Source organism: Marinifilum fragile, assembly GCF_963677365.1.
GTDB classification, from domain to species: domain Bacteria; phylum Bacteroidota; class Bacteroidia; order Bacteroidales; family Marinifilaceae; genus Marinifilum; species Marinifilum fragile.
The window spans coordinates 1,807,093-1,827,279 of the sequence record NZ_OY781962.1 but is presented as its reverse complement, the minus strand read 5'-3'; the positions used below and the strand labels follow the sequence as shown (position 1 = coordinate 1,827,279).

At 35.8% G+C, this 20,187-nt stretch carries 16 protein-coding genes; 12 read left to right on the top strand and 4 right to left on the bottom strand.

Features of this window, described 5'->3' with window-relative positions; genetic code table 11:
* The first annotated feature begins 226 nt into the window (after positions 1-226).
* From ACKPCA_RS07140 to ACKPCA_RS07105, 8 genes are all read left to right on the top strand, one after another.
* Entirely contained in the window at positions 227-1,414 is a 1,188-nt protein-coding gene (locus tag ACKPCA_RS07140) for an acyltransferase family protein (protein ID WP_321282186.1), read from the top strand.
* Positions 1,415-1,460: 46 nt separating this feature from the next.
* Entirely contained in the window at positions 1,461-2,162 is a 702-nt protein-coding gene (locus ACKPCA_RS07135; protein ID WP_321282184.1) for a hypothetical protein, read from the top strand.
* Between the two features lie 316 nt (positions 2,163-2,478).
* A complete protein-coding gene (locus ACKPCA_RS07130; protein ID WP_321282183.1) occupies positions 2,479-3,303 on the top strand; it encodes an oxidoreductase in 825 nt (274 codons plus the stop codon).
* A gap of 9 nt (positions 3,304-3,312) precedes the next feature.
* Positions 3,313-4,227 carry a helix-turn-helix domain-containing protein gene (locus tag ACKPCA_RS07125; protein WP_321282181.1) on the top strand — a complete coding sequence of 305 codons (915 nt, stop codon included), beginning with the start codon at positions 3,313-3,315 and terminating at the stop codon, positions 4,225-4,227.
* Positions 4,228-4,683: 456 nt separating this feature from the next.
* The gene (locus tag ACKPCA_RS07120; RefSeq protein WP_054722128.1) at positions 4,684-5,613 is read left to right on the top strand and encodes a magnesium transporter CorA family protein; all 930 of its coding nucleotides are present in this window, start codon (positions 4,684-4,686) and stop codon (positions 5,611-5,613) included.
* A gap of 155 nt (positions 5,614-5,768) precedes the next feature.
* On the top strand, positions 5,769-6,398 hold the full coding sequence (locus ACKPCA_RS07115; protein WP_321282179.1) for a lactate utilization protein: 630 nt from the start codon (positions 5,769-5,771) through the stop codon (positions 6,396-6,398).
* 398 nt (positions 6,399-6,796) lie between these two features.
* On the top strand, positions 6,797-7,198 hold the full coding sequence (locus ACKPCA_RS07110; RefSeq protein ID WP_321282178.1) for a lipocalin-like domain-containing protein: 402 nt from the start codon (positions 6,797-6,799) through the stop codon (positions 7,196-7,198).
* A gap of 5 nt (positions 7,199-7,203) precedes the next feature.
* The gene (locus ACKPCA_RS07105) at positions 7,204-7,743 is read left to right on the top strand and encodes an HD domain-containing protein (protein ID WP_321282177.1); all 540 of its coding nucleotides are present in this window, start codon (positions 7,204-7,206) and stop codon (positions 7,741-7,743) included.
* A 140-nt stretch (positions 7,744-7,883) separates the two neighbouring features.
* Here ACKPCA_RS07105 and ACKPCA_RS07100 read toward each other — a convergent pair whose 3' ends face one another.
* Positions 7,884-8,777 (bottom strand): LysR family transcriptional regulator, encoded by an 894-nt coding sequence (locus ACKPCA_RS07100; protein ID WP_321282176.1) that lies wholly within the window; start codon positions 8,775-8,777, stop codon positions 7,884-7,886.
* Between the two features lie 136 nt (positions 8,778-8,913).
* On the opposite strand from ACKPCA_RS07100, the gene ftcD reads away from it, so the two are divergent.
* Positions 8,914-10,614: a glutamate formimidoyltransferase gene (gene ftcD, locus ACKPCA_RS07095; protein WP_321282175.1), complete on the top strand. Its 1,701-nt coding sequence runs from the start codon at positions 8,914-8,916 to the stop codon at positions 10,612-10,614.
* Positions 10,615-10,873: 259 nt separating this feature from the next.
* Here ftcD and ACKPCA_RS07090 read toward each other — a convergent pair whose 3' ends face one another.
* A complete protein-coding gene (locus tag ACKPCA_RS07090) occupies positions 10,874-12,196 on the bottom strand; it encodes a M48 family metalloprotease (RefSeq protein ID WP_321282174.1) in 1,323 nt (440 codons plus the stop codon).
* A 305-nt stretch (positions 12,197-12,501) separates the two neighbouring features.
* On the opposite strand from ACKPCA_RS07090, the gene hutH reads away from it, so the two are divergent.
* Both hutH and ACKPCA_RS07080 read left to right on the top strand, forming a co-directional pair.
* Complete coding sequence (gene hutH, locus ACKPCA_RS07085; protein ID WP_321282173.1) at positions 12,502-13,992, top strand: histidine ammonia-lyase; 1,491 nt, start codon at positions 12,502-12,504, stop codon at positions 13,990-13,992.
* 11 nt (positions 13,993-14,003) lie between these two features.
* Entirely contained in the window at positions 14,004-16,001 is a 1,998-nt protein-coding gene (locus tag ACKPCA_RS07080) for a urocanate hydratase (RefSeq protein ID WP_321282171.1), read from the top strand.
* Between the two features lie 140 nt (positions 16,002-16,141).
* Here the strand turns inward: ACKPCA_RS07080 and ACKPCA_RS07075 are convergent, their stop codons facing one another.
* On the bottom strand, positions 16,142-17,224 hold the full coding sequence (locus ACKPCA_RS07075) for an acyltransferase family protein (RefSeq protein WP_321282169.1): 1,083 nt from the start codon (positions 17,222-17,224) through the stop codon (positions 16,142-16,144).
* 55 nt (positions 17,225-17,279) lie between these two features.
* On the bottom strand, positions 17,280-17,867 hold the full coding sequence (locus ACKPCA_RS07070) for an ankyrin repeat domain-containing protein (RefSeq protein ID WP_321282168.1): 588 nt from the start codon (positions 17,865-17,867) through the stop codon (positions 17,280-17,282).
* 257 nt (positions 17,868-18,124) lie between these two features.
* Between ACKPCA_RS07070 and ACKPCA_RS07065 the strand changes: the two genes are divergently transcribed.
* Positions 18,125-20,170 carry a helix-turn-helix domain-containing protein gene (locus tag ACKPCA_RS07065; RefSeq protein WP_321282167.1) on the top strand — a complete coding sequence of 682 codons (2,046 nt, stop codon included), beginning with the start codon at positions 18,125-18,127 and terminating at the stop codon, positions 20,168-20,170.
* Positions 20,171-20,187: the final 17 nt, after the last annotated feature.

The following is a 20,187-nucleotide window of genomic DNA, read 5'->3' as shown; positions in this document are numbered from 1 at the left end:
CCCAGCGCGCTGTTCCCTTTAGGGTACAAAGCAAAGCGTCTCATGATTAAAAGGAATAATAAAAGGGTGAGCGTGGGGCGAATTTTGCTAACTTAATAACATTGAACGAGAGCTTGTTGTTGGTGTTTTGCGAAAGCAAAAGTGATAAAAAGAATAAACAAACTGCTTGTTTTCATTTGTAAGTTATGGGCAAACCAAGAACCTAAGCGCAATACAAACTACTTGAATGATTAAGATTTTCACGAACCATACAAACAGGCTTCATGGATTAGACCACTTAAGGGCAATTGCAATTATTCTTGTGATGATCTTTCATTATGGGAGAGGAATTCCTGATTGGTTAGAACCAATAAAACGGATTGGTTGGACCGGAGTCGACCTGTTTTTTGTTTTGAGTGGTTACCTGATCGGCTTTCAGCTTTTAAAGGAATTTAAGGGCAGTTCAAAAATCAATTTGAAGCGTTTTTACATGAAACGTTTGTTTAGGATTGTTCCGGCCTATTTAGCCATACTGGTATTGTATTATTCATTGGGTAGTTTAAGGGAAGGTTCGGGATTACCACCATTATGGAAATTTCTAACTTTCACACAAAACTATGGACTCGACAGCCAAACACAGAAATCATTTTCCCATGCATGGTCTTTGTGTGTAGAGGAACAGTTTTATTTACTAATGCCTATCAGCATAATTCTGTTTTTTCAAACTCGATTGCAAAAACTAGCTCCATACCTGATGCTTGCCTTAATTGGAATAGGTATTTTACTTAGAATATACAATTGGAATGAGTTTGTTCAGCCTTTTATCGAAAATGGTAGTAGGAGACTGATGGTGCAAGGACTTCTCGAAAAAGTATATTATCCAAGTCATAACAGAATGGATGGATTGATTGTTGGTGTATTGATCGCATCAATTTTTAATTTTAAACCAGACTGCCAAACTTTCTTAAGCAAATATGGAAACCTTAGTCTTTTATTGGGGCTTGTTTTATTCCTGCTTGCCTATCAAATTTGTGAAAGTATTCTTTCATTCGAAGCAATGGTTTATGGATTGCCCTTGATATCATTAGCCTATGGTTTTATTGTGATGGGAGCCATTAGTCCCACAAGTATTCTTTACAAGTTAAAATCTCGATTCACTTTTGTTATGGCAACATTATCCTATGCCATTTACCTAAGTCATAAGCAGGTTTATCACTTTGTGAAAGTCTTAGTGACAGATATCGATAATGAATTTATTCAGCAAAATGTATTCTGGATTTGTCTGATCCTTGCTGTAATAGGCGGATTGATATTGCATCTGTTCATCGAAAAGCCATTTTTAAGATTAAGAGATCAATTATTAATTGGAAGTGAGAAGAAGCAAGAGATCAGAGGGAAATTAATTTTAAATTATATAAAAAACATTTGGAGATAAAAAGCCGGGGTATAACCAGACCCATTGCTGACCTAAAAGAACAATCATGAAAAAAATTAAATTTGATAATTGGAAAAAATACGGATTTGAGTTTTTGTCAATTTTTATTGCTGTTGTTTCTGCATTTGCATTAAACAATTGGAATGAAAACAGAAGAGATGCTCTATCTGAAAACAAAATTCTTACAGAAATATCAAATGGCCTCGAAAAAGACTTGAGTGATATTAAATTGAATGAAAATGGTCATCGGGATGGAATTTCTGCCTGCAACTATTTTAGAAAAGCATTTACAGGAAAGAACATAAACGCTGATTCTTTGATGTACCATTACTTAAAACTTACGCGTGATTTTGTATCCATTCAGAATATAGCCGGATATGAAACCTTGAAATCAAAAGGGCTTGAATTAATTAATAATGATTCATTAAGATTTCAAATAATCTCGCTCTATGAGTATGACTATAACACTTTAAGGAAATTAGAAGAGGAGTATTCGGAAATGCAATTTCAAGAAAATTATTTCAAAGATATTAATGAAGAATTAGCCCCAAGCTTTAACATTGACAGTCTTGGCAATCTTAATGGAATTGATTTGCCTCTAAAAATTCAAGAGAATAAAAGAAACAAGCTACTGATTTACCTGTGGAAGATACAAGAAAACAGAAACTTTATTCTTGAATATTATTCAGAAATTGAAAAGAAAATTGATAAAGTCAGGAAAAATATAATTAATGAAATAGAGCACTAGGATATCCCTTGCTGGTTGGTTATGTTATCGCATTCTATTTTTAGAATTGAACCACTTAAGAGGATTGATTTTATCGCACTTACCTACGTGTGATAAAGGAGGGAAGTATTTGTTCCGGAATCAAAATTGGCAGAATTGGAGCTAAAGCCAATTGATCTGTTTACAGAGAAAATGCTTAAATTGATTCCTGTTGTTTATAAGTGGTATAAAAGGAGACAATTCTGCAAAATGTATACGACTCTTCTTAAAATGTATTCAATGAAACCTGAATTTAGAATGACCTTTGTGATATCAATAATTTAAAAATAGAAATATCATGAAAGACAAGAAAGTGATTCTAATTACAGGAGCTTCATCAGGAATGGGTAAGGATGGAGCATTACGATTATTAAAAGAAGGACACATTGTTTATGGTGGCGCAAGAAGGCTCGATAAAATGAAGGATATTATCGATGCAGGTGGACATATACTAGAGTTGGATGTAACCAATATTGATTCTATTAAAAAATCGATAGAAAAGCTTATCGCTGAGCAAGGCAAAATAGATGTGCTGTGGAATAATGCCGGATATTCTGTAACAGGTGCAGTTGAAGATGTTTCATATGAAGATGCAAAAAGACAGTTTGAGGTAAACCTATTTGGTTTGGCAGAGGTAACCAAAGCTGTACTTCCCTTTATGAGGAAACAAAAATCTGGTAAAATTATTAACACTTCATCTGTTGGAGGGAAAATTTTTTCTCCGTTGGGAGCTTGGTACCATGCGACAAAACATGCTTTGGAAGGATGGAGCGATAGTTTACGGATTGAGTTGAAGCCATTTAATATAGATGTTTCAATTATAGAGCCAGGAGGAATTGCAACAGAATTTGGAGATGTGATGTATCAACCATTATTAGATCGTTCAAAAGGGGGAGCTTATGAAGAATTTTCCAAAAAAGTGGCTCAATCATATAAGGAAAATTACGCCGACCCAAAACGATTATCTCCTGCTTCTGTAATTAGCGATGTGCTTGTAAAAATTGTAAATAGCAACAATCCAAAAACAAGATATGTTGCAGGATATATGTCTAAAACGACCATTTTCTTGCGCTGGTTATTAAGTGATAAGCTTTTTGAAAAAATGATAATGCGTTTCTTTTAAATTGAGATCATGAATGACAAACTTATTGAAATAAAGTCTATCAGTCAGGTACACCGGTTGCTGGATATCAATAAACCCAATCATCCATTGGTAACTGTATTGCGCAATAGTGACCGTTTGGCAGAATTCAGTTCATCAGAAAATAAGTTTATAATAGATCTTTTTATTGTAAACCTCAAATCAGGAATGGAAGGAACATGCACTTATGGTAGAAACAACTATGACTATCAGGAAGGGACTATGGTTTTTATGTCTCCTGGTCAGACCATTAAGGTTGACCCAATTGCTCAGACTCCTAACTTATCAGAAAGCTGGATTCTTTTGTTTCATCCTGATTTAATCAGGAAATCTGAATTGGGAAAGAAAATAAATGATTATTCCTTTTTCAACTATGAAGTAAATGAAGCACTGCATGTATCTGAGTCTGAAAAGATCTTTTTAAATCAAATCATTCAAAATATAGAAAGGGAATACTCTCAAAACATTGACAGGCATAGTCAAGAACTGATTGTTTCAAACATAAAAATGATTCTTGATTATTGTATTCGCTTTTACGATCGTCAATTCTATACTCGTACCAATTTAAATAAAGATATTGTAAGTAATTTCCATTCTGTACTAAAGGACTATTATGAGTCAGATTTTCCAATCGAGATAGGTATCCCTACAGTAAAATATATAGGAGATATATTGGGAATATCCCCGTATTATCTAAGTGACTTATTGAAAAAAGAAACTGGCAGAAACACCATAGAACATATTCATTTTTATATCATTGATAAAGCTAAAACCAAATTATTGAACTCATCAAAGTCGATAAGTGAGATTGCGTATGAATTGGGTTTTGAATATCCTCAGCATTTTGCTAAAGTGTTTAAAAATAAAACTGGATTAAGCCCAAGTGAATATAGAAATGTAAAATAAATGTCAGTAGCCAACACTCTTCAAAAGCTAATTTTAATAGGCGAAGATGCACCTTTGAAAGCTTTCTGGACAAGACCTATAATCCCAATTCAAAAATCCAACTATAACAAAAACACAAATGGATAACTTTGAACTCAATAGAGAGAGTTGGAATGAGTTGATATCTATTACTTGGTTTTATAAAATAAAAATATACAATTAAGGAGAGTGATATATTTCACACAATGAATGACATAAGAAGAATAAATACAATTGTGTTCATTTATAAATTAGCTGCAAAGCTGAAAAATCTGAATTAAATAAAGCTTGATTCAAAAATGATATTACTTTTGCAATTGAAAAATTAAAAAAATTCAATGACAATGGACGAAGGCCCTTATCATAGTAAATTAAAGTATTAACATTCTGTAGGGCTTTGTGTTTCCTTACAGAATATAATTGTAAGGAGACATCATCATGATTAAAATCTTCAAAACTTTTGGCGGGTATGTTGAAATTAACAGCCCACAACATGACTGCTGGATTAATGTTACAAATCCAAGCGCAGACGAACTTAAACGTTTAGATGATGAGTTCCATTTGCCCAATGATTTGATAAATGATATATTAGATCAGGATGAACGACCTCGTATAGAGTTTGATGACAAGTGGACATTGATAATTCTAAGAATTCCTGTGGAAGTCAAAAACAATGGAGTTCCATTTTATACCATCCCGCTAGGTATTTTTATTGCAGAAAATTTTACATTGACCTTGTGTGTGCAAGACAATGAAATATTGCCCATCGGACAACCTTCTCCGTTTCGAGATCAATACAAAGAAATTTCTGATAGTTTTAATTTTATACTTCGACTGTTTCTTCGATCAGGAAATTTGTACCTGAAATACTTGAAGCAAATCAACCAAATGACTTCATTGATTGAACAAGACATTGAAAAATCAATTAAGAATAAGGAGTTGAACAAGTTGTTGAAGATGGAAAAGTGTTTGGTTTATTTTATTACCTCAATAAAAGCAAATGAAATTGTTCTGGCAAAACTTCGTAATTCAAAAAAGATAACGAATTTAATCAACGAAGAATTATTGGAAGATGCCTTTATTGAAAATAAACAAGCCCTTGAGATGGCGCAGATTTATTCAGATATTCAAAGCGGAATGATGGACGCTTTTGCTTCTGTAATTTCCAATAATCTGAATATTGTAATGAAACAGTTGACACTAATCTCAATTGTTTTAATGATTCCTACTTTGGCAGCAAGCATTTTCGGAATGAATGTTCCTAACTTTATGGAGAATTCAGCATGGGCTATGCCATCAATCATTTTTGGTTCCTTAATTTTATCATTTTTTGGCGTAGTTTTATTTCGAAAAAGACAGTGGTTTTAACAAAATCCGATTCGAGCAGGTAATTAACTGTATCTAAACAAATAGGCTTGATCGTATTAAATTTAAATGGCTGTAATCTCCAATCACATGGTTTGAAAATAATCACACTAGTTCGTGATAATAACTAAAAAGCAAACCCCAAAACACAATTTACTATGGATTTACTAGTAAAGGCGAAGGAACAATTGGAACGAAACAATTTTGAAGTATACATTTCAGATAGTTCCGAATCTGCATATCATACATTTATTGAGGAAATATTGCCAACATTAAATGTACAAAGTGTTTCCTATGGTGATTCTAAAACAATGCATGAAACCGGAGTGATTGATTATATCAAAACTTGTACTTCATATCAGTTTATAGATACTTTTAATACTGAGGATAGTTGGCGCGAACAAATTTTACAAAGGAAAAGGGCCTTGACAGCAGATCTGTTTTTAACCGGGAGTAATGCCATAACAGAAACTGGTTGTTTGGTGAATCTGGATATGATAGGAAATCGAATTGCAGCACTCACTTTCGGACCAAGATATGTTGTTTTATTTGTTGGAAAAAATAAGATTGTAAAAGATCTGGAAGCAGCCAGGAAGCGGGTGAAAGAAGTTGCAGCAATAAAGAATGCAAAAAGCCATAAAAACTTAAATATACCGTGTCAAAAAACGGGTAAATGTATGGATTGTAGTAGTCCTCATAGGATTTGTAATTCGTGGACCATTACGGAAAAGTCCTATCCAAAAAATAGAATTAAAATTGTACTGATCAATGAAGATTTGGGATATTAAATCAGTGCACAGTAAAAAGGAAAAGTTTTTGGGTAAAGAATGATTTGGCATAAAATATGTATATTGATTTTGCCGCATTTTAAAGATGAATAATAATTAAGGCTCTGTAATATATATAGTGGGTATCTATTAAAATTACTTATAAACTAGTAAATTGATTTATACTTTGTTCAAGGGTGGATGGGCTTACACGCCCTAGATTTTTTGCATCCTTTTTCATCAATGGAACCGACTGAAGGGAGCTCATGAATTCCTTTTAAAGAAATCATTTGATGAATAAAAAGGATGAGCCATGCGGCTTTAGCAAAGTTAAACTGAAGAATGATAGTAGTATTCATTTTTTTGTTTTTAATGATCCATTGTATTCAATGTAGAACCAGAATTTAAATACATATAACATGACTAGAACAATATTGGGTTTACTATTAATGGTACTAATCTCTCTTGGAGCCTGTAAAGAAAGCAAAAATACAGGGGAGAAGAACATCAAAAATGAAGAAGTAGCGACTTCTGCTGCACCTATCAATAAACAATTATTAATAGGCTCTTGGTTGGATACATCTGCATCTCAACTTCATTTTTCTTTGCTTGAAGATGGAACGTCACGTTCAGATAATATGGCAACGCTTTTGTATCAGAAGTGGAGATTAGAGGGGGGCAAATTAGTTTTAACTGTTAAAAGCATTGGGAATGGCAGTTCATCCATTGATGAAGAAAGCTATGAGATTAAAACATTGACGGAAGAAAAGTTGGTTCTAGAAAATGGGGATTACACCATGGAATTTACAAAGAAAAAATAAAGTCAATGACACAAGAAATTTATCAGAGAGCATTGAAGTTTGCTGGTGAAAAGCATAAAGATCAGAAAGTGCCAGGAACCAATTCGAATTACTTACTGCATCTTTCCAATGTCGCAATGGAGATACTGATGGCTCATGCCAGTGAGCAGAATTTTGATGTGGACTTTGCCATTCAACTTGCCATATTGCATGATACCATTGAAGATACTGATACAGAGTTTGGAGAGCTAAAGGAAACATTTGGAGATAGAGTTGCCCAAGGAGTTTTGGCTTTAACCAAAAATGTAAATCTTCCTTCGAAAAAAGAGCAAATGTTGGATAGTTTGTCGCGCATTAATCAATTGGAGAAAGAAGTGGGAATGGTGAAGTTGGCAGACAGAATCACGAACCTTCAGGAACCTCCACATTATTGGACCAATGATAAAATTGAGAAATATCGTAAAGAGGCTGAATTGATTAGTCAGACACTTGTCAATAAAAATGACTACTTAAATATAAGGTTGGAAAGTAAGATTGAAGAGCACAAGCAGTACCTAAAGGGATGATCATTTGATTGAAATTGACGTGAATCAATAAACTCTAGCTCAATAATTTTAGAAAGAGGCCTCTCATGTTTTAAAGGAAGCCTCTTGAATTTTTAAATTTTATATTCTTACAATTTGTAAAATTCGTGGTTTCAGATATTCTAGAAATTCACTTCGTCTGCAATATTCAGGAAGTTCTCCAACAGGGGATTGGTATTCACCGAATTCCATACCAATTTCAGGGTGGTACGTTGTGGGATTTTATCCAATTCGATGAATTTGATTTTCATATCGAATCCCAACTTCAATGAGGTTGGAACAATTGAGACTCCAAAATTATTTTCGATTAACCTGAAAATGGAACTTGCGTTTACCGTATTGTGAGAGATGATGGGAGCAAAGCCGGCATCATCGAAAATCTGCATTACCTTTTCGTAATAGGATTGACTATAAGAGGAATCAAACAGAATAAATGGTTCATCTTTAAATTGTGATAAACCTATAAATGTGCTTTCATCCACCTTGTGATCAGCAGGTAAAACCAATGAAAAAGTATCCTCGAAAAGAGGCAGGATATTCAGACCTCTTGGCACACGTTCCATTCTAACAAAACCAACATCAATTTCTTGTTTCAGTAGTGCTGTTATCTGTTTGTTGTTATCCATCTCGTTGATATCGAATAACACATTTTTATGCTCTTCTTTAAATTTCAATAATAAATCAGGAATTACCCTTTGCATGGCCGATCCCACATAACCCAACTTTAAGTTTCCATCTACACCATCGTTCAGCAATTTGGCATGCGAAATGATATCAGCCAAGCGCTGAAAGTTATTGATTAACTCTCTTTGCATGTACTCACCGGCTTTGGTAAGCTTTACTTTTCGGTTGTGTCTTTCAAACAGGTTAACTCCCAAAGCTTCCTCCATTTGCTTAATTTGTCGGCTTAAACCGGGTTGAGAGATGAACAACCTTTCCGAAGCTTTTCTAAAATGCAAGTCCTCGGCCAATGCTAAAAAATACTTGAAATGTCTAAATTCAGTTTGATAACTCATAGTTATGAATCCCTAAATAAAATAGTATTGTTACGTATCAAACTTAGTGATAACTTTACACAATTAGAAATTCTATTACGATTACTCGGGTAAAGTAATGAGAAAATTTAAGCAACAAATTTAGATCTAAATCAATATGAAGCAATTAATCGAATGTGTTCCTAATTTTTCTGAAGGGAACGACATGAATATTATTAAGCAGATTACAAACGAAATTGAATCTGTGGAAGGCGTAAGCCTAATTGACGTTGATCCGGGAAAAGCAACTAACCGTACTGTTGTAACTATGGTTGGAACTCCTGATGAGGTTTGTGAAGCAGCTTTTCGTGCGGTAAAAAAAGCGGCTGAATTAATTGACATGAGCAAGCACACTGGTGCTCACCCACGTTTTGGTGCTACTGATGTTTGTCCATTGGTTCCTGTAGCGAATATTACAATGGAAGAAACTGTTGAGTATGCGCACAAATTGGCTCAACGTATTGGTGAAGAGGCTGGTGTACCAGTTTACTGTTATGAGCATGCAGCTTGTAAGGCAGATCGTAAAAATCTGGCGGTTTGTCGTGAAGGTGAATACGAAGCTGTAAAAGAAAGAATCGGAACAGAAGAGTGGAAGCCAGATTTTGGTCCAGCTGAGTTTACTCCTGCTGTAGCAAAGAGTGGTGTTACTGCTGTTGGTGCTCGTAATTTCCTAATCGCATACAACTTTAACTTGAACACTACTTCTACTCGTCGTGCCAATGCAATTGCTTTCGACGTTCGTGAGCGTGGTCGTACCTTGCGTGAAGGAAACCCTATCACAGGTAAAATTGTAAATGATGAAAACGGTAAGCCAGTTATGATTCCTGGTACTTTGAAAGCTACAAAGGCAATCGGTTGGTTTATTGAAGAATTCGGAGTGGCTCAGATTTCAATGAACATGACTGATATCTCTGTAACCTCTATCCACGAAGCATTTGATGAAGTATGTGCTAAGGCTCAGGCTCGCGGTATTCGTGTAACTGGTTCTGAATTGGTGGGTGTTGTGCCATTGAAAGCAATGTTGGATGCTGGTAAACATTACCTACGCATGCAAGATCGTTCTACTGGTATTTCTGATCGTGAGATTATCAAGATTGCTGTTAAATCTCTTGGTTTGGATGAATTGTATCCATTCGATCCAGATAAAAAGATCATTGAGTACATTTTGGAGAACGAAGCGAAGAAAGGTCAGAAGAAATTGGTTGATATGACCCTTACTGCATTCGTTGAAGAGACAGCTTCAGAATCTATGGCTCCAGGTGGAGGATCGATCTCTGCTTATATGGGTGCTATGGGAGCTGCTCTTGGTTCAATGGTTGCTAACCTTTCTGCTCACAAGCCAGGTTGGGACGAGCGTTGGGAAGAGTTTTCTGATTGGGCTGAAAAAGGAAAAGAATATCACACCAAACTAACTTGGTTGGTTGACGAAGATACAAATGCATTCAACAAAATTATGGATGCGGTTCGTATGCCAAAAGGAAGCGAAGAAGAAAAAGCTGCTCGTGCTGAAGCAATGGAAGAGGCTACCAAATTTGCTACTATGGTTCCTTTCCAAACCATGGAGCTATGCTTAGGCTGTATGGATGTTTGCAAAGCTATGGCTGAGATTGGAAACCCTAACTCAGTTACTGATGCAGGTGTTGGTGCGTTGGCTGCTCGTTCGGGTGTAATTGGTGCATTCATGAACGTGAAAATCAATGCTGCTGACCTTACAGATAAGGCTTGGGCTGAAGACATCATCGCCAAAGGACAAGCGATTGTTGACAAAGCAGTGGCTTACGAAAAAGAAATTGTTGATATAGTGAATGCTAAGATTTAATTAGTGAATTACTATGTTGTTGTTGAACCTGCCAGAAAACTGGCAGGTTTTTTTTTCAAAACCATAGGCTTTTGATGCTCTCACTTGAGTGAGGGTATCAATCCAGATTTAATTGAGAGCCTCACTTTGAGTGAAACCCTCAAGAAATAACTCTTTTCTAATTGATTCTTTTTTTGAAGTTTGGCTAAATGTAAATGATATAAAAATAAAGAGAGCCACACATGTGTATGGCTCTCATTTGGTACATCTAACAAATCTATTAATTTGTTACTTTATTTAACTTGGCTATCATTCTTCTGGCCCAAAACATGTTTTCCGATTGCTCTTGTGCAAAATATTCTTCGTATCTGATCAATGCATCTAAAGCTTTCTTATTTTCATTCAATCTCAGGTGAATCAATGCTCGTTCAGACCAAACCCATGGCAAGTCGGCAACAGCATTATTTTCTGCCTTGTTAAGAATTGTAAGAATGTATTGGTTATCCTCCTCACTATATTTGGTGTGACGCAATGCAACTGCTTTTAATAAGTAAGCTTCACCTTCAGTCCAATGTGATTGAATTGAGCGATTCAATAGTGGGAGAGCTTCTGCATAACACTCATTGGCCACCAATAATTTGGCGTTGGTTTTTAAACAGTCTGAAATGTTGGTGTCGTAATCCTTATCAAGAATAGTCATTTTGATTCCAGTAGGTTTTAATTGATATTTCTTTTTATTCAAGATGTTTTCAAATCTATTTTTAAGAAAAAAACGATTCTCTGAAAGTTCATTAATGGTTCCTCTGGATTGAGCCTCAAAAAATTGTAACCTTCTTATGGCTTGAGCTAAAGCATAGGCGTTTCGATTGTTTTTCATCATCCATTCCTGAGCGATCTCATCAGCCTCATATATTCTTGAACGATTGTAGCCAACACCTAAAGCACTTAAAATTCCATAAGAAAGAAGTTCAGAACTTGCTCCCACAAAACTTCCCAGGTAATCGGCTTCCCAATAGCTATCACCTTTATCTATTCTATTTACTGTACTTGCAACATAAATACCAGCACCAATTATAGCAGAAATTGCTTTTTTTGTTTGCATGGCAGTATAGGTTTCAACATTATGGTCCAAGGTTAGATGGGCAATTTCTCTGGCTAAAATTGCCATTAATTCATCTTCCGATTGTAATAAAGATAACATACCAGTACTGGTAATAATAGTTCCATTAGCAAATGAAAATGTTTCTGGAATCGCAGATTTGATTACCTTAATGTTTAAATTGATTTTTTGTTGGGCAGGAAAAGCTTTTTGGCGAATTTGATTGATCAATTGATACAAATAATCTTCCAATTCGGGATCGATGTAAAAAGCATTTTGCTGCTCTAGTTGGATAAGGTATTCCTGTGCTGCATCGTGCAGTATTTTACGATTCTTGTAATTCCAGGAATGATTATTAAGTGTTTGCTGATAATCTCCGGATTCCTTTTTATATGCACTTACATTATCCATCCATTTTTGAGTCCAGAAACTGTTGTTTGATTTGTTTGCTAGTGCTGATAAGGAGCATACGGCAATAAGAATTAAGGTAAGTTTTATTTTCATTGTTTGTAAGTTTAGTTAAAGTTTTTTATGTTTCAAATATTGTGCCAATTACTATTATTTTAATAATTATTCATTGCTAATTATGAATAAATAGTCAAAGGTCGAAGAACTAACTTCCAAAAACCTACCATTTTATTATTCATTACTGATTACTCATTATTAATTGCTCATTGTTTATTGCCAATTGATAACTATAGGTTATTATATCTTGATAAAACTAGTCTTGTTGGGTATTAAAATACCATTTACATTTGCAATAAATAAAACTGAGTGGTTTAAAATAAACGATATAAAATACTTAAACAATGTTTAAATACGGGATTGATCGACTAACAGTTGATAAAACAATACAGATTGCTCGTGGAGAGCTAAAAGCTGTCTTAACAGAGGAAGCTATTGCTAAAGTAAATGAATGTAGAGCTAAGGTGGAAACCATGGCTAATTCAGACAAAGCGGTTTATGGTGTAAACACAGGATTCGGACCACTTTGTGATACTCAAATTTCACCGGAAGAAACCAGCAAGCTTCAGGAGAACTTGCTTATCACTCATGCCGTGGGTGTTGGTAATCCAATTGGCAAGGAGTTATCTAAAATCATGATGATTTGTAAGGTACAAGCTTTGTCACAAGGATTTTCTGGTGTTCGTTTAGAAGTGATCGAACGTATTTTATTCTTCATTGAAAATGATATTTTGCCAGTTGTTCCTGAGCAGGGATCTGTAGGTGCATCAGGTGACTTGGCGCCATTGTCACACCTATTCTTACCTCTATTGGGTGAAGGTGAATTCTGGGTTGGAAAAGATATTGTTCCTGCGAAAGAAGTATTGGCTCAGCATGGATTGGAGCCTATTACCCTTGCTGCTAAAGAAGGTTTAGGATTGATTAATGGTACTCAGTTTATTTTGGCGCATACCATTAAAGGTCTGCACAGAATGGAATATTTGCTTGACTTGGCAGATGTTGCTGGAGCAATGAGCTTGGAAGGATTTATGGGAAGTGCTGCGCCTTACAAAGCTGCATTGCACGAAATTCGTCCATTCCCAGGAAACATGAAAGTTGCTGAACGCATGCGCATGTTATTGGATGAGTCGGAAAACTTGGCATTGCATAGTAATTGTGAGCGTGTTCAGGATCCTTATTCATTGCGTTGTATTCCTCAGGTTCACGGAGCATCAAGAAATGCATTTGCTCACGTAAAGGAAATGGCAGAAATTGAAATGAATTCGGTTACTGATAATCCAATCGTATTGAGCGAAACAGAAGCTATCTCTGGAGGTAACTTCCACGGACAACCATTGGCAATGGCAATTGACTATTGTGCTTTGGCAGCATCTGAGCTTGGTAATATTTCTGATAGAAGATGTTATTTGTTATTGGAAGGAAAATATGGATTGCCTCGTTTGTTGACTTCAAGCGGTGGATTAAATTCAGGTTTCATGATTCCACAGTATACAACTGCAGCATTGGTAACTGAAAACAAATCATTGTGTTTCCCTCCATCAGCTGACAGTGTTCCAACTTCACTAGGACAGGAAGACCACGTTTCTATGGGAAGTATCTCTGGACGTAAGTTCAACCAGATTTTGGGTAATCTTGAGAAAATTTTTGCAATCGAGTTGATGTATGCTGCTCAGGCAATCGAATTCAGAAGACCAAACAGATTGTCGGATATCATTGAAAAGAACTTTGATATTATCAGATCTAAGGTTGACAAATTGGAAGATGACCGTGTGTTGAAAGATGATATCAACGCAATGGTTGAGTTTGTGAAAAACAGAGCTTTTATCGTAAAATAGGAGAAAATAAGATGACATTTCAAGAACAAATATTACAGGGAATTCCTTCAGAATTGCCTGCAAAAAGAGAATATCCAAAGGATGCCAACAGAGCTCCTAAAAGAAAGGACATTTTATCGGTAGAAGAAAAGCAATTGGCCATACGTAATGCACTTCGCTATTTTCCGGTAGAATGGCATGCAGAATTGGCTCCTGAATTCGCACAGGAATTATTGGATTTTGGTCGCATTTACATGTATCGTTTTAAGCCTGAATACAAAATGTATGCAAGACCAATTGAAGAGTATCCAGCAAATTCGAAACAAGCTGCAGGTATCATGTTAATGATGCAAAATAACTTGGATCCAGCGGTAGCACAGCATCCAGAAGAATTGATTACTTACGGTGGTAATGGTGCGGTATTCCAAAACTGGGCGCAGTACTTGCTTACGATGAAATATTTAGCGACCATGACTGATGAGCAAACTTTGCACATGTATTCAGGTCACCCAATGGGATTGTTCCCATCATCAAAAGGAGCTCCTCGTGTAATCGTTACCAATGGTATGGTAATTCCGAATTACTCGAAGCCTGATCATTGGGAGAAATTCAATGCACTAGGTGTATCACAATATGGTCAGATGACTGCAGGTTCATTCATGTACATCGGCCCACAAGGAATCGTTCATGGTACTACCATTACAGTAATGAACGCTTTCCGTAAAATGTTGAAAAAAGGAGAGACTCCATCGGGCAAAATCTTCTTGACTGCAGGTTTAGGTGGTATGAGTGGAGCTCAGCCTAAAGCTGGAAACATTTCGGGTTGTATTACCGTTGCAGCCGAAGTAAATCCTAAAGCTGCAACAAAACGTCACGAACAAGGTTGGGTTGATGTTTTGGTTGACAATATGGATGACTTGGTAAGCCGTGTAAAAGAAGCTCAGGATAAGAGCGAAGTAGTTTCTATCGCTTACATCGGTAATGTTGTTGATGTTTGGGAACGTTTCGATAAAGAGGATATCTTCATTCATGTAGGATCTGACCAAACTTCTCTTCATATTCCATGGACAGGTGGTTACTATCCTGTTGATGTTACTTTCGAGGAATCGAACCGATTGATTCGTGAAGAACCAGAGGTATTCAAGGAAAAAGTACAAGCTTCCTTGCGTCGTCATGCTGCTGCAATCAATAATCACACTGCCAAAGGAACTTATTTCTTCGATTACGGAAATGCATTCCTTTTGGAAGCTTCAAGAGCTGGAGCTGATATTATGGCTGAAAATGGCATCGACTTCAGATATAAATCATACGTTCAGGATATCTTAGGTCCTATGTGTTTCGATTACGGATTTGGTCCTTTCCGTTGGGTATGTACTTCGGGTAAGCCAGAAGATTTGGATATGACTGACGAGATTGCAATGAATGTATTGCAGGAAATCATGGAATCATCTCCAGAAGAAATCCAATTGCAAATGCAGGATAACATTACCTGGATTAAGGATGCGAAGAAAAATAAAATGGTTGTTGGCTCTCAGGCTCGTATTCTTTACGCTGATGCTGAAGGTAGATCAAAAATTGCTGAAGCATTCAACAATGCCATTGCAGAAGGCAAGATTGGCCCTGTAGTATTAGGTCGCGATCACCATGATGTAAGTGGTACGGATTCTCCATTTAGAGAGACTTCGAACATTTACGATGGAAGTAAGTTTACTGCTGATATGGCCATCCACAATGTAATTGGTGATAGCTTTAGAGGTGCAACCTGGGTATCGATCCACAATGGTGGTGGTGTAGGTTGGGGAGAAGTAATCAACGGTGGTTTCGGTATGCTGCTTGATGGAACTCCGGAAGCTGATGCTCGTTTGAAAAACATGTTATTCTATGATGTGAACAATGGTATTGCAAGAAGAAGCTGGGCAAGAAACGATGAGGCTATGTTCGCTATCAAACGTGAAATGGAACGCCGTCCAGACTTAAAAGTTACCCTTCCAAACTTGGTTGAAGATTCATTATTGGAAAACTTGTTTTAATACAAGAATTTCAATTTAAGATATTAAGGGGCTGTCTCAAATGGATGAAACAGCCCTTTTTTATTTGTATACCTATTCGAGACTTTTTTCAAATATTCAATTGTCAGTGAGTTTATCCGATTTATGATACAGCCTCTTTTTTACGTTTGTAATTTTAATGCTGGTTTGTTTTTGAGATTAATTTTTAGTCCAAACAAAGGTCGTAGTATAATACTTCGCTTGATAACCAACTCATACAATGCAAAGCATCCTATAAATGTGATTAAATTAATAATAACAAAATTTAGAAATGCAGGCATTTGTAATGGCAATATCAGGTAAGATGCTCCATACAGCATCACCATGTGAATAATATAAACCGGATAAGCAGCCTCGCTTAAGTAAGTCAATAATTTGCTTGCTTTATTCAGGTATTGGAAGGCAAAACCGAATACAGTAAAACCCCATAGGTTCGACTCTATTGCCATCAGGTAGTTCGGCGATTGTAACTGGAAAACTACCAAACGGACAGTATACAATCCTGCTGCAAGAATTAGGAAGAGCCATTTCCATTTGATCAATGTTCTTCGCAGCGTTTCTCCAGCCAGAATGAACACAAAGCCAAAGAAAAAGGCCATGAATCCCAATATAAATCCATGTAGAGTCATAGCATACATCTCAAAAGGATTCGGATTAATTAGAAGAGATTCGAATACAAACGGTATTGTTACAACTAATAATCCAAATGGTGTTTTGAACAGTTTATTCAGCCAGCTTTTTATCAGGAAATGATTCCTTTTCATATAAAGGAACAGAGGCAATAATATCAGAACATAGGCGAATATATTGCCTAAGAACCATAAATGACTTGGATTCGCCTGATAAGTAAGATCTTGATTGTAATAGTTCTTCCATATAAGAAAGTGTAGTGGTACAACACAAAACATTCCAAATAGAAAAGGAACCAGAATTCGAATACTACGTTCCTGAAGCAATTCTATCGCTGATCTTTTACGCATGGCAAAGCACACGCCCATTCCCGAAACGAAAAAGAGTAAAGGTATTCTCCAGATGTTTAACATCGACATGGGAATCCAGATGCTTTCCATTGAGGTTTCACTTTTGATAAAACCTATAAATGGTGCCCATGGTTGAAATATTATTGCGATATGATAAATCAATAACAATCCAATGGTAATTACTCTCAACCAGTCAATATCGAATCTTCTTTCTATTGTTGTCATGATTTGTATCTTTTTAAGAGGGCATTTACCCTTTAATTTTCTTTTAATTCTTAGTCTAACTCTGAGTTCTTAATAATTCCGCTACTTCAGGTCTTGTTTTTTCCATTCTTTCAAGGTTTAATCTTAAACCAAGAGGTCCAAGTTCTTTATTAAAGAATTCATAAATTCCTTTAACTTTTGCAAATGGAGCCGAAACACTCTCTAAAGCGGTAGCACCAGCATTATTCTTTACGCCTTGATCAGCACCTTTTGCAATAAGAGCCTTTACAATTTCTGTTCTGCAAAAGAATGCTGCGACATGAAGAGCGGTAGAACCATCATTGTTTTTAAGATTTAAATCTGCGCCACCATTAATAAGAGCCTTCGCAACTTCAGTTTTGCCAAATAAACATGCAGTAATTAAAGGAGTTGATCCTCCAATTGGCTCTTTACTGTTTAAATTGGTGCCTGCAGCAATGTGTTGTTCTACAGTTTTTACATTTCCCATGAATGTGGCTGCATGAATATCAGTTTTAGGGGCTTTCACTTTTTCAGTGGTATTTGTTTTACTATTTCCTGTTTTTGAATTTTTGCTTTCGCAGGAATAAACTGCCAATACAAGTAGGATATACATTCCTAATGCTAATAATTTATGTGCTTTCATTTTTACTGATTTTTAGTTCAACATTTATCTGATGTAAAGGTCTGGCATTTCATGATGCAGGTCATATCATTTAAAAATCCAAGAATGTAAGCTTTTGAGCCTCAATGTAAATTATGACGCATTTGTATAAAATATGATGCGTAAGGTAATTTTTATCCATCGAATAGGTCAAATTGAAGGAGAACAATTCAATGAATAGTGTTGATATTATTTGTATCTTTTTCTAGAATTATTGATGACAATTTTACCCCAGTATAATGACCAACCAACGATTTGAAGAGAATGAATTTCTGTTAAAGCTAAAATCACTTGTTGAAGAAAATTTATCCAACGAAAGTTTTGGTGTTTCCGAATTGGCAGATGCAATAGGAATGAGTCGATCCAATCTCCTGCGAAAAGTAAAAAAGCAATGCAATCTTTCCGTTAGCCAGTTCATCAGACAAATCAGACTCGAGAATGCCCGGGAAATATTAGTAAAGGGTGATGCTAATGTTTCCGAAGTTGCCTACCAGGTTGGTTTTAGCAGTACATCCTACTTTATAAAATGCTTCAGGGAATTTTATGGTTATCCCCCTGGAGAAACAGGAAAGCATGAGATTGCTGAAGTGGAACGTAATTCTAAAAAATCAAGACCACGAAAAAGACTAATAGCAGTTGTGATTTTGCTTGGCATTTTTACTACTTATTTTATTCTGAATTCAATTCAGTTTGGTAGTGAAGAGGCAGATAAATCAATCGCTGTCCTTCCATTTAAAAATGACAGTAAGGATTCATCTAATGTATACATTGTAAATGGATTGATGGAATCGGTTCTAAATCATTTACAGAAAATTAAAGATGTAAGAGTTATAAGCAGGACTTCGGTAGAGAAATATCGAAATTCACATCTCACCATTCCTGAGATTGCCAAAGAGTTGAATGTAAGCTATTTTGTTGAAGGAAGTGGTCAGAAAATCGGAGAGCAAATTTTATTGAATATTCAGTTGATAAAAGCTAGTAATGATAAACACTTGTGGGCAGAACAGTACGACCGACAAGCCAGGGATATATTTGAGTTGCAAAAAGAAGTGGCTAAGAAAATAGCCGCAAGTGTAGAGGCCATCATTACACCTGAAGAGGAGAAATTAATAGATAAAAAGCCCACAGATAACCTTGAGGCCTACGATGAACTCTTAAAAGGATTGGATTTGATGCGAAGGGGGAAGAGAGAGTATTTGCTGGAAGCAATTACTTATCTTGATAAGGCCATAGAATTGGATCATGAGTTTGCACGTGCTTATGCTTTTCGATCAATGGCTTACTACTATCTGGATATCTTTAAAGCAGAAAAGTTGTATACCGATCAGGTGATTGCGGATGCTGATAAGGCCATGTTGTTTGACTCAAAGGATTACCAGAGCTTAATTGCCAAAGCACTATCTTATGTAGCAAAGGATGAAAACCAAACTGCCGTTCCTTATTTTGAAAAAGCTTTGGAGTATAATCCAAACTCTGCTTATGTATTGAACTACTTATCTGATTTTTATGCCAATTACATGCCTGATACTCAAAAATATCTTGAGTATGCATTAAAAGGCATACAAGTGAATATTGCAGCCAACGATTCTGTGACAACAAGTTTTATTTATCTGCACATTAGCAATGCGTTGATACAGGCTGGTTTTGTGGATGAATCAGAAAAGTTTGTAAACAAATCTTTGGAATATAATCCCGACAATTTGTATTCTGAATACCTGAGAGCATATGTATTGTACGCCAAAAACAAAGATTTAAAAGAGACAAAGCAATTGATTATTGATGCCTGGAACAAAGACCAAACTCGCTTTGATATTTTGCAGGAAATTGGAAAAGTTTGCTACTGTCAGCGAGATTATGAAGAGGCTTACAGGTATTACAGCAAGTTTGTAAAAGCCAGGGAAGATGCCAATTTGGACATCTATCCCGGTGAAGATGCTAAAATTGCCCATGTGTATGCTAAAGTAGGCAAATACGAAGAGGCAAAAATGTTTTTTAAAAGATATAAGGAGTTTGCCCACAAACATCAATCCATATATAAAGATTTGAGTTTGGCTGTGTGTGATTTACAGGAAGGGGATGTGGAGAAGACTTTCGAACATTTGTATCGTTTTGCTGAAGCGGATAAATATCCTTACTGGATTCTTTTATTTCTTGAAGATGACCCTTTGTTTGATGATATTAATAAAACAAAGAGGTTCAAGAATTTTATGAACTTATTAGAGAAAAGGTTTTACAAACGCCATAAAAACCTAAAGAAAGTACTAAAAGAGAAGAAATTGATTTAAAAGAAAAGGGTTCTCCA